The following is a 10,842-nucleotide window of genomic DNA, read 5'->3' as shown; positions in this document are numbered from 1 at the left end:
TCTACAAGGCCACGGGCGACCGCGCGGGGCTGGAGGCGCTGGCTCCGGATGCGGCCCGGCTCAGCCAGATGCACGACCAGATGCACCCCGGTCACAGGCACCGTCGCTAAAGCCGCCTCGAGTCCTTCCCTCGCTGCAAGCCCGCGGAGGCGAGGGAAGGGCTACTCGCCGTCGGTTCCCGTCGAGGCGAGCGGCGCGGCCTCGGAGGCTTCCTGCTCGGCAGGGGCCTCCTCGGGTGAGGCTGCCTCGGCAGGAGCCTCCTCGGCCGGAGCGCCCTTGCCGGCACCGCGCTTGAGCGGGACACAGAGGACGCTCGGCACCGCGTCGAGCACCTCGTGGCAGGGCACCACCGCTCCCACCGTGGTGTAGCGGATGGCTCCCGTCTTCGTGGACGTGTGCTTGAGGGCGTAGGCCTTCGCACGCGGGAGGAACCACTCCCGTACTTGCTTCAGCGGCAGCACGTGCAGCTCCGCCTGCGAGAGGAACACGTACACCATCAGATCCGCGCCGCTGTAGAGGAAGCAGCCCGGGGTGTCCTTCTCCACGTTGGATACCAGCTCGAACCAGTAGCGGCGGCGCGTCTGGCGATCGCCTTTGACTTCGATGCCGCGGACCTCGCCCGTGGGCAGCTCCCACAGCAGGTCCACGCCCCGGTGCTGGAAGCGCGGGTCCGTCTGCACGTCATGGACGCGCGAGCCCGGAGCCGTCTCCAGCATCCAGGTGCGGGCGTGCTGCACGGCTCGGTCCGCCGCGCCCTGCACGCCCCTCATGCTGAAGCTGCGCGCCATCGTCTAGCGGCGCAGCTCCACACCGGTGGCCACCAGCTGCACCTCGCGCGCCTTGCCATCCGCGCCGCGGGGAACGGTGGCGCCCTCGCTCTCGTAGTGCTTGGCGCGCTCCTCGCTCAGCTCGGCCACCTTCACCACGCCCTCCACCCGAGCCATCGAGCCCGCCGAGTCCAGCGGCACGAAGAAGCCGTAGTCCTTGAACGTCACCCGCACTCCAGGCCCCTTGGCGTCCTTGGAGGTGGCCAGCTCCATCCAGCAGCCCTTGCGCTCGCAGGCCTTGCGCACCTGGCCTTCGATCAGGACCGTCTTGCCGTCCTGCTCCTGCGGCTTCGAGAGCAGATCGGCCACGCTCACGGAGCGGGTGCCCTTGATGGCCTCTCCCCGCGTCAGCTTCCAGCCGCTCTGCGGCGCGGCGGAGGCCTCTGGCTGGGCCGGGTGGTCGCAGGGCGACTCGGAGGCTGCGGGCTGCTTGTTGGCAGGGGTGGCGGGCTCGCCAGCGAGCGCGACCAGGGGAACGGCGACCAGGGCCACAAGGACAGAGCGGAGGATCTTCATACCCCTGGCGAATAGCGCAAAACTCTTTGTTCCGGCAAGACGACGGGACCTACAGTCCACTCGCGCACAGGCTCGCGCTAGACTGGATCCCCGTGAAGTTCAACCTCCCTGCACCCAACCGGAACTTTGGCGTCGTGGACACCCTCGGCCTCGTGGGGCTCGTCGGGTTGCTCATCGCCCGGTACATCCCCGTGGCCAGGCTCATCCCCTTCTGGGGCTGCATGCTGCGCCAGACCACGGGCTGGCCTTGCCTCGGCTGTGGGCTGACCCGGGTGGCGGATCGGGTCGCGCACTTCAACATCCCCGGAGCGTTGCAGGCCAACCCCCTGGGTACCGTGGCCGCGCTGCTCTTCGCCCTGGCGGCCCTGGCGATGGTGCTGCACCTGGCGTTCGCGATGCCCATCCCTCAGGTCGAGCTCACTGAGCGCGAGTGGAGCCGGGTGCGCATCGCCCTGTCGGTCCTCGTCGCCGTCAATTACGCCTTCGTGGTGGTGCAGACGCGGTTTCCCCACTTGCTGATGTGAGCCCTGCGTGCCCGCGGCCCTCGTCCTGCTTGGCTACCTGGCGGGCTCCATTCCCTTCGGGGTGCTCGTCACGCGCTGGGCGCGCGGGGTGGATGTGCGGGCCGAGGGCAGCGGCAACATCGGCGCCACCAACGTGGCACGGGTCGCGGGCAAGAAGCTCGGAGTCCTCGTGCTGGCGCTGGATGCGCTCAAGGGCGCCCTGCCGGTCCTCCTCTCGTTGCGGCTGATGCCGGACAGCCCGAGGGTGCATGTGGCGGTGGGGCTCGCCGCGTTCCTCGGGCACTGCTTCCCGGTGTGGCTGAAGTTCCGCGGGGGAAAGGGCGTGGCCACCGCGCTCGGCGTGCTGCTCGTCCTGGTGCCGCTGGCCGCGCTCGCGGGGGCCGCCGTGTACGGGCTCGTCCTGGCGATCACTCGCGTGAGCTCGCTCGGCTCGCTGACGGCGGGAGTGGTGGCGGTGGTGACCGCGGCCTTCACCGCTCGGGCGCCCGAGTACGCGGTGCTCTCAGGGCTCCTCTTCGCCTTCATGCTCTGGACGCACCGGAGCAACATCCTTCGCCTGCTGCGCCATACCGAGCGCCGCTTCTGAGCCCGTCCCCTTCGCGGCGGGCGGCGAGCCGAAGCGATAGCCCAGCAGGGTGCAGGGGATGGGGCCGTTCCACACGTCCCGGCGGGCCGAGGGACGCGCGTGGAAGGCGCTCTCGAAGGCCGGGTTGCCGGCGAGCACGTAGACGCGCCATCCGTCCAGCGCCCGGAGGTTGTCCCCAAGCTTGAAGTAGAAGGCCTTCATGCCCTTCTGGCCGCCGGTGCCGATGCGCTCGCCGTAGGGGGGATTGGTGATGAGCAGGCCGCCGCCCTCGGGGACGGGGAAGGGCTTGGTGGCATCGCCCTCGGCGAGCTGGATCTCCTCCGAGAGCCTGGCCGCCTTCACGTTCCGCTCAGCGGCGCCCAGCGCCTCCGGATCCTTGTCGAAGCCGCGTATCGGCACGAGCACCTTGCGCTCATTCCGGCGGGCATCCGCGCGCAGGTCCTCCAGCAGCTCCTTTGCCCGAGCCCCCAGGTGCGGCCAGCGCTCCACCGCGAACGAGCGCCCAATACCTGGGGCCCGGCGGCGCGCGATGAGGGCGCCTTCGATGAGCAGCGTTCCAGAGCCGCACATCGGGTCCACGAGCGCCTCCTCGCCGGTGTAGCCCGCGGCGCGCAGCAGGGCGGCGGCCAGGGTCTCCTTGAGAGGCGCGGGGGTGGGGCGCACGCGATAGCCGCGGCGGTGCAGGGGCTCGCCGCACAGGTCCAGCGAGAGCGACAGCTTCTCTCGCGCCATGTGCGCCACCACGCTGATGTCCGGGTTGCGCGTGTTCACGTCCGGCCGGGCGCCCAGCGTTCCGCGCATCCGGTCCACGAGGGCATCCTTCACCTTGAGTGCCACGAAGCCCGAGTGGCTGTGCTCGCTGTCGCGCAGCGTGGCCTCCACCGCGAAGGTGTGGTCCGGCGTGAGGTGCTCCTCCCACGGCACGCTGGCGGCGGCCTCGTAGAGCCCCTCGGCGCCGTGGGCCTCGAACTCGCCGAGCGGGTAGAGCACGCGCATGGCGATGCGAGACCAGAGGCACACCCGGAGCGCCTCATCGAGCGTGGCCAGGAAGCGCACGCCGCCCCGATCCTGGCGGATGCGCTTGGCCCCGAGCTCCTTGAGCTCCTCGGCCAGGAGGTCCTCGGTGCCGCGGGCGGTGGTGGCGAAGAGTGCGAGGCGTTCAGCCATGGTCCCGCCCTTAACGAACCCGCGAGCGCTTGGGAACGACGAAGAGACTCATTGGCCCACCACCTCATACATCGCGAAGGTGGAGTCCTCCGCGACGCTGGCGGCCTTGGCCACCTGGAAGTCCGGGGACTGGAGGTAGGTGCGCAGACAATCCCGGTCCCGCCAGCGCGTCACCAGCAGGAACTCCGGCTGGCGCTCGAAGGAGCGCAGGACCTCCAGGCCGAGGAAGCCCTCATGCTGGTCCACGAGCCGCGAGGGCTCCTGGAAGCGGGCGATCAGGCGCTCGGCCTGCTCAGCGGGGGGGCGGAAGCGCGAGATGGCGACAATCATGGACGCAGTCTCTACATCGCGCCCGCGCCTGGCATGTCGCCCACGGGGCGGATGAGCACCTCGCGAGGCTTGGCGCCATCGGCGGGGCCTACCACTCCATCGCGCTCCATGCGCTCGATCATGCGGGCGGCGCGGTTGTAGCCGATGCGCATCTTGCGCTGGAGCATGGAGATGGACACGGCGCGCATCTCGCTCACGGTGGCCAGCGCCTGATCGTACAGCTCGTCGGACAGCTCGTCCTCCTCGCCACCGCTCTCCACGTCCTCTTCGCGCGGCTTGAGGATGGACTCGTCGAAGACGGGCTTGCCCTGGGCCTTGAGGTGGTCCACGGCGCGCTTGATCTCCGCCTCGGAGACATAGGCGCCGTGAACGCGCTGCAGGTGGGCGCTCGTGGGGGGCATGATGAGCATGTCGCCCATGCCGAGCAGGGCCTCGGCGCCGACCGTGCCGAGAATGGTCATCGAGTCTGGCTTCGAGCGCAGCATGAAGCTGATGCGCGTGGGGAAGTTGGCCTTGATGATGCCCGTGACGACGTCCGTGGAGGGACGCTGCGTGGCGACCATCAGGTGGATGCCGGCGGCGCGGGCCATCTGTGCCAGGCGCGCGACGTAGGTCTCCACCTCGCGGCTGGCGACCATCATCAGGTCCGCCAGCTCGTCGATGATGACCACGATGTAGGGCAGCTTCTTGAGCTCCTTCTTCTCCGGCTCGGCGGCCTCGGCGGGCGGGGTCTCCTCGCCCTCCTGAGCCTCCAGCGCCTCGAGGGAGTCGCCCTCGGCCCCGGCCTGAACCTCGGTAGGCTCGGGCTCGGACACCACGGCCTCGCGCATGTCCTCCACGTCGTCCTTCGGCGCGGCGACTCCGGGGCCTTCGTCGGGCGCGGAGGTGGAAGCGGAGGCAGGCTCGGCCTCGCCCTGGGCCCCACCCACGACGAGCACCTTCTTCGCCTTGGCGGGCTTCTTCTCCGCCGGCTTCTCGGCCGTGTCCGTCACCAGGGTGCCAGTGCTCTCCACCAGCTTGTTGAACCCGGCGATGTTGCGCACGCCGGCCTCGGAGAGCAGCTGGTAGCGGCGCTCCATCTCCTCCACGGCCCAGCGCAGCGCGAGCGCGGCCTTCTTCGGGTCGGTCACCACCGGCAGCAGCAGGTGGGGGATGCCCTCGTAGACGGACAGCTCGAGCATCTTCGGGTCCACCATGATGAAGCGGACCTCCTCCGGTGTGGACTTCAGGAGGATGCTCATGATCATCGAGTTGACCGCCACCGACTTGCCCGAGCCGGTGGTGCCGGCGATGAGCAGGTGCGGCGCCTTGGCCAGATCGAAGACGTACGGCATGCCCTCGATGTCCTTGCCCACGCACATGGTGAGCCGGCTCGCGCCCTTCTGGAAGGCGTCCTGCTCGGCGATCTCCTTGAGGAAGACCGTCTCGCGATCCTTGTTGGGTACCTCGATGCCCACCACGCCCTTGCCGGGGATGGGGGCGACGATGCGCACGCGCATGGCCTCCATCGCCATGGCGAGATCGTCCTGGAGCGCGGCGATCTTGCTCACCTTGATGCCGGGACCCGGGAGGAACTCGTACATGGTGACGACGGGGCCGGGGCGGATCTCCACCACCTCGCCGACGATGCCGAAGTCGGCCAGCTTGGCGCGCAGCTTCTCGGCGGTGACCAGGAAGGCGTCCTTGTCCAGCTCCGAGCGCTCCTTCTTGTCGCACTCGAGCACGTCCAGCGGCGGCAGCGAGAAGCTCTTGCGGCCTCCCACGAACTCGAACTGCTCGGTGTTCTTCTTCGGAGCGGTGGGCTTGGGCGGCGCCTTGGGCTCCACGATGAGCGGCATGCGCGCCAGCGCCGACGGAGCCGCCGGGGCGAGCGCGGACCCTCCCGCGGCCTGGGGAGCGGGGAGCGCCACGGCTGGGGTCGGCGGCACGCTGGGAGCCGCGGCGAGCGCGGACTCCTCAGCCCCCGGCCCTGCCAGCGCGGCGGCGGGCATGGGGGGCACGGAGTTGGGGGCGGCCGGAGCGGTGACGATGTTCGGAGTCTTGCGCTCGCGCTTGCGCGGAGGCTCGGACGGCGCTGCGCCCGCGGCGGAGGCAACGGCCAGGTTGGGCGTCGGCGCGAGGAAGGAGGCCCAGGCCGGATCGGCTCCCGGCGCGGGACGCTTCTCGGCCATGGGCGCGGCACCCTCGGCAGCCGTGGCCGTGGTGGCAGGAAGCTCGAGGGGCTTCTCCCTCTCCTTGAGGCGGGCCTCGCGAGCCGGCTCCTTGCCATCCTTCGCGGCCTTCTTGGCGGCCTGCAGCTTCTCCTTCTCCTGCTCCCGAGCCAGGCGTACGGCCTCCTCGGCCATGGCCTCGGCTTCGGCGGCCTCGGCCTCGGCGGCATCGCGCTCGGCCTCTTCCAACTCCTCCTCGTCCGCCTCGAGCTGGGCGAGGAATGCGGCCTCCTCCTCCTTCTCCTGGGCGAGCCGCTCCTGGCGCTCCTTGTACGCCACCTTCTGGGCCTCCCAGAACGCCAGGGCGGCCTCCTGCGCGTGACGGCCGAGCACGCACAGCCCCGCCCACGCCAGCGCGCACAGCTTCAGGAACGTGTACTGCGTGCCGACGATGAGCGCGGCGATGGATAGGGCGGTCACCAGGATGACGGTGCCCACGGTGGAGAACAGGCCCTGGAGCAGGCCCGCGAGCCCCGCGCCCACCGAGCCTCCAGGCGGATGCGCCCAGCCGGGATCTCCGCCGAACATGAGCTGCGCGAGCACGGCCGCGCTCAGCGTCAGCAGCCCCAGCGCGATGATCTGCGGCAGGCGGCGGCGCTCGCGATTGCCCACGAAGATGACCACCGACGCGTAGATGCCGCAGGCGGGAATCAGGTAGGCGCAAATGCCGAGCAGGCCGCGCAGGCCCTCGGCGATGAGGTGCCCCATGGGCCCCACCTTGTTCCGGAACCCGGGCCCAACCCGATCGTGCGCATCAAAGGTTGCCACCGCGAGCAACGAGATGAGCGAGGCGGCCAGGACGAAGACGCCCACCAGGGCTCGCCGTCCCGTACCCCCCGTCTGCATCTTCTTGGCCGTCAGCGTCTTGCGACGCGCGGCAATGTCCTGCCTCGACAGGACCGTCTTCTCCGCCCTGGCCTTCCTGGCCGTCATGACCCATCCCTCTCGAGACCCGTAGCAGGCTGTAGCGACTGCCCGGCGGAGTGTAGGGAGGGAGGGGGGCAGGTCAATTTTCCGGCCGGCCAGAAGATGACGGAGAGGGCGTCAATTTGAGGCCGTACCCCTCCGGAGCCAGTATGGTGAGCGGACCGAAGAGGGCGGGGCGCATGGACGTTCGATGTGAGCGTTGCAAGACGCAATACGAGCTGGACGACTCGCGGATCTCCGAGACCGGAGTCACCGTCCAGTGCACCACGTGCCACCATGTCTTCGTGGTGAAGAAGAAGGCGCTGGTCGTCACGGTGCCGGTGAAGCCGGGTCAGCTGCCAGCAGAGGGGACCGCGGGGCCCGTGGGAGAGACTCCGGCCGCGCCGCTGTCCTCGCCTCCACCGGCGCTGCGCCCGCCGTCTGCGCCCACCGGCGCGCCGCCTTCAGTGGCCACCGCCGAGCCTCCCGCGGAGCCTCCCTCACAGGCCCTGCCGCTCGCCACGGCGGCTGTCGGCTCGCGCGAGTGGCGCGTCCGCCAGCCCAGCGGCAACACGTTCACCTTCAAGGATCTCACCACGCTCCAGAAGTGGATCGTCGAGCGCAAGGTGTCGCGCGATGACGAGATCTCCCTGACCGGGGAGACCTGGAAGCGGCTGGGAGACATCGCTGAGCTGGCGGCCTTCTTTCAGGTGGTGGACGAGGCGCAGAAGGCCGCGGTCCTGCAGGCCCAGGTCAATCTCGGGATGGTGCCGGGCGCGGCACCTCCGGCCAGCCCCCCGGTACAGCCTCCCCCGCCCAAGCCCCAGGGGAGCCGGCTGCCCATCCTCCTGATTCTCCTGCTGGTCGTCTTGGGGCTCGGAGGAGCCGGGTATTACTTCCTGTTCGTGATGCCTCGGCCCGAGGACGTGGCCCTGCGCGCGGAGAATGCGCGGCGCGAAGAGGAGCGTCGGCAGAAGGAACAGCAGGAGCGGGAGCGCCAGGCACAGGTTCTGGCCGCGCAGTCCGCTGCCGGGGCGCAGCTCCAAGCCGATGCCGGTGGCACGACAGGCCCCTTGGAGGACGGGGGAGCACTCGCCGCCACGGGAGCGCCCGATGCCGGAGACGGCGGCGCTCTGGGAACCGCGGGCCCCGTCCTGGATGCTGGGACAGGAGCGGATGCGGGCGCGGCTCCGGACGCGGGGAGCCACATGGACGTAGGCGCGGCCCCGGACGCCGGGAGCCACACAGACGCGGGCGTGGCTCCGGACGCGGGCGCACCGGCAGTGAAACGGCCTGCTCCGGTTCACGACTTCGACTACTACGTGAACCAGGGAGACCGCCTCCGGGAGCGGGACCGCCCCGAGACCGCCTTGGACTCCTACGCCAAGGCGGCGGAGCTCGATCCCGACCGAGTAGAGCCCTACGTAGGCCGGGGGCTGGCCCTGCTGGATATGAGCGACCCCCGCCAGGCCGAGGCGGAGTTCAAACAAGCACTGAAGCTCAACCCAAATTACCCGGAAGCCATCATTGGGCTTGCCGAGACCTACCGCTCCCAGGGAAAGAAGGCAGAGGCAATCCGCTACTACGAGCGGTACCTTGAGATCCTGCCGAACGGCCCCGAGTCGTCGGTGGCTCGCAGCGCTATCGAGCGTTTGAAGGAGTGAGGAGACCTACATGGCTGATTTCGACAAGCCGTCGTCCACCGAAGAGGAGTACTTCGCCCGGGAGGAGATCGAGAAGAAGCGCAAGCTCGCTCTCCAGCAGGCCGAGGAGATGGCCACCCACCATCGCGAGGGGCTCAAGCAACTCCACTACATGAAGTGCCCCAAGTGCGGCATGGACCTGCACACGCTGACCAAGGGCCATGTGGATATCGAGACCTGCTTCAACTGCCACGGCGTGTGGCTGGACTCGGGCGAGCTGGAGCAGATCCTCGCCCAGGGCCCCGAGGGTGGCGGCAAGGTGATGGGCGCCATCCTCAACCTGTTCAAGCGCAAGTAGGCGGGGGCGCTCCATGAAGCTCACGACCGAGCAGGTCCGTCATGTGGCCACCCTGGCCCGGCTGTCGCTGACGCCCGAGGAGGAGCAGCGCTACGCCACGCAGCTCTCCGCGGTGCTGGATGCGGTGGCCCAGCTTCAGGAACTGGACGTGAGCAGCGTGGAGCCCACCTCGCATGCGACGCTCGCGGCCTCGCTGCTGCGCGAGGACGTGACGCGGCCCTCGCTGCCGCCGGAGAAGGGGCTGGCCAATGCTCCTTCGAAGATCGGGACCAGCTTCGCGGTTCCGAAGATCATCGAGTGAGGCCATGGAGCTGACCGACCTGTCGATGCTGGAGCTGGCGGCGAAGCTGGCCGCGAGGGAAGTCTCCTCCGTGGAGGCGACGCGGGCATGCCTGGCGCGCATTGCCCAGGTGGACGGGAAGGTGAAGGCCTTCCTGCGCCTGGACGAGAAGGGCGCGCTGGCGGCCGCCGAGGCGAGCGATGCGCGCCGCAAGGCCGGCAACCCCGCCAGCCCGCTGGATGGCGTGCCCATCGGGCTCAAGGACATCTTCCTCACCGAGGGCGTGGAGACGACCGCCGGCTCGAAGATCCTCCAGGGCTTCACTCCGCCCTACGACGGGACGGCGGTGGGCCTGCTCAAGCAGGCGGGGCTGCCCATCGTGGGCAAGCTGAACATGGACGAGTTCGCCATGGGCTCGTCCAACGAGGGCAGCGCGTACGGCCCCACGCACAACCCGTGGGCACTGGACCGGACGCCGGGAGGTTCCTCGGGAGGCTCGGCGGCGGCGGTGGCGGCGCGCGAGGTGTTCGGGGCGCTAGGCACGGACACGGGCGGCTCCATCCGCCAGCCCGCGGCGTTCACCAACCTCGTGGGGATCAAGCCCACCTACGGCCGCGTGTCTCGCTATGGCGTCATCGCCTACGCCTCATCGCTGGACCAGGTGGGCCCCATGGCGCGCACGGTGGCGGACACGGCGGCGCTGCTGCAGCTCATCGCCCGGCACGATCCGCTCGACTCCACCTCCGCGCTGGTGGAGGCGCCGGACTCCATGGCGGACCTCGAGGGCGGCGTGCGAGGCCTGAAGCTGGGCGTGCCGCGCGAGTACTTCATCGAAGGCATGGATCCGGAGGTGGAGGCCACGGTGCGCGAGGCCATGAAGGCCTACGAGCGCCTCGGCGCGACGCTGGTGGGCGTGTCGCTGCCGCACACGAAGTACGCGCTGGCCACGTACTACCTCCTCGCGCCGGCGGAGGCCTCCAGCAACCTCGCTCGCTACGACGGCGTGCGCTACGGCCTGCGCGCCAAGGACGCCAAGGGCCTGCGGGAGATGTACGGCCAGTCCAGAGACCGGGGCTTCGGCGCGGAGGTGAAGCGCCGCATCATGCTGGGCACCTACGCCCTGTCCGCCGGCTACTACGACGCCTACTACGTGCGCGCCCAGAAGGTCCGCACGCTCATCCGGCAGGACTTCACGAAGGCGTTCGAGCAGGTGGACGCCATCCTCTCGCCCACCTCGCCGGTGCCCGCGTTCAAGCTGGGCGAGAAGGTGGGCGATCCGCTGTCCATGTACCTCATGGACGTGTTCACGCTGCCGTGCAACCTGGCGGGGCTGCCCGGGCTGTCGCTGCCGTGCGGCTTCACGAAGTCGAGCCTGCCCATCGGCCTGCAGATCCTCGGCAAGCCCTTCGACGAGGCGCGCCTGTTGCGCATCGCCCGGGCCTTCGAGCGCGAGCACGACTTCACCCGCCGCCTTGCCCCGCTCTAGAGGAGCGCC

At 69.9% G+C, this 10,842-nt stretch carries 11 protein-coding genes; 6 read left to right on the top strand and 5 right to left on the bottom strand.

Annotated elements, in window-relative coordinates; genetic code table 11:
- Window positions 1-161: 161 nt before the first annotated feature.
- Together ACJ8AT_RS34100 and ACJ8AT_RS34095 are read right to left on the bottom strand one after the other, a co-directional pair.
- On the bottom strand, window positions 162-788 hold the full coding sequence (locus ACJ8AT_RS34100) for a hypothetical protein (RefSeq protein WP_407742133.1): 627 nt from the start codon (window positions 786-788) through the stop codon (window positions 162-164).
- A gap of 3 nt (window positions 789-791) precedes the next feature.
- Entirely contained in the window at window positions 792-1,343 is a 552-nt protein-coding gene (locus tag ACJ8AT_RS34095; protein ID WP_407742132.1) for a DUF4920 domain-containing protein, read from the bottom strand.
- Window positions 1,344-1,435: 92 nt separating this feature from the next.
- Here ACJ8AT_RS34095 and ACJ8AT_RS34090 point away from each other — a divergent pair, with 92 nt between their 5' ends.
- Complete coding sequence (locus tag ACJ8AT_RS34090; RefSeq protein WP_407742131.1) at window positions 1,436-1,867, top strand: DUF2752 domain-containing protein; 432 nt, start codon at window positions 1,436-1,438, stop codon at window positions 1,865-1,867.
- 7 nt (window positions 1,868-1,874) lie between these two features.
- Window positions 1,875-2,453 carry a glycerol-3-phosphate 1-O-acyltransferase PlsY gene (gene plsY / locus ACJ8AT_RS34085; RefSeq protein ID WP_407742129.1) on the top strand — a complete coding sequence of 193 codons (579 nt, stop codon included), beginning with the start codon at window positions 1,875-1,877 and terminating at the stop codon, window positions 2,451-2,453.
- On the opposite strand, the gene ACJ8AT_RS34080 is transcribed toward plsY, so the two are convergent.
- From ACJ8AT_RS34080 to ACJ8AT_RS34070, 3 genes are read right to left on the bottom strand one after another with little or no spacing between them, the layout of a single operon-like run.
- Entirely contained in the window at window positions 2,370-3,620 is a 1,251-nt protein-coding gene (locus ACJ8AT_RS34080) for a class I SAM-dependent RNA methyltransferase (protein ID WP_407742128.1), read from the bottom strand. The two genes, plsY and ACJ8AT_RS34080, sit on opposite strands and share 84 nt — an antisense overlap.
- A gap of 48 nt (window positions 3,621-3,668) precedes the next feature.
- Complete coding sequence (locus ACJ8AT_RS34075; RefSeq protein ID WP_407742127.1) at window positions 3,669-3,950, bottom strand: antibiotic biosynthesis monooxygenase family protein; 282 nt, start codon at window positions 3,948-3,950, stop codon at window positions 3,669-3,671.
- An 11-nt stretch (window positions 3,951-3,961) separates the two neighbouring features.
- Window positions 3,962-7,093 (bottom strand): DNA translocase FtsK 4TM domain-containing protein, encoded by a 3,132-nt coding sequence (locus ACJ8AT_RS34070; protein WP_407742126.1) that lies wholly within the window; start codon window positions 7,091-7,093, stop codon window positions 3,962-3,964.
- 173 nt (window positions 7,094-7,266) lie between these two features.
- Between ACJ8AT_RS34070 and ACJ8AT_RS34065 the strand changes: the two genes are divergently transcribed.
- The 4 genes from ACJ8AT_RS34065 to gatA are packed head-to-tail and all read left to right on the top strand — an operon-like array spanning window position 7,267 to window position 10,833.
- Complete coding sequence (locus tag ACJ8AT_RS34065) at window positions 7,267-8,730, top strand: tetratricopeptide repeat protein (protein ID WP_407742125.1); 1,464 nt, start codon at window positions 7,267-7,269, stop codon at window positions 8,728-8,730.
- Between the two features lie 10 nt (window positions 8,731-8,740).
- Window positions 8,741-9,067, top strand: coding sequence for a zf-TFIIB domain-containing protein (locus ACJ8AT_RS34060; protein WP_407742124.1), 327 nt, complete (start codon window positions 8,741-8,743; stop codon window positions 9,065-9,067).
- Between the two features lie 13 nt (window positions 9,068-9,080).
- The gene (gene gatC, locus ACJ8AT_RS34055) at window positions 9,081-9,368 is read left to right on the top strand and encodes an Asp-tRNA(Asn)/Glu-tRNA(Gln) amidotransferase subunit GatC (RefSeq protein WP_407742123.1); all 288 of its coding nucleotides are present in this window, start codon (window positions 9,081-9,083) and stop codon (window positions 9,366-9,368) included.
- Window positions 9,369-9,372: 4 nt separating this feature from the next.
- Window positions 9,373-10,833 (top strand): Asp-tRNA(Asn)/Glu-tRNA(Gln) amidotransferase subunit GatA, encoded by a 1,461-nt coding sequence (gene gatA / locus ACJ8AT_RS34050; RefSeq protein ID WP_407742122.1) that lies wholly within the window; start codon window positions 9,373-9,375, stop codon window positions 10,831-10,833.
- Window positions 10,834-10,842: the final 9 nt, after the last annotated feature.

The organism is Hyalangium sp., assembly GCF_045802625.1.
Classification (GTDB): Bacteria; Myxococcota; Myxococcia; order Myxococcales; family Myxococcaceae; genus Hyalangium.
This window is presented reverse-complemented; position numbering and strand designations above follow the sequence as displayed.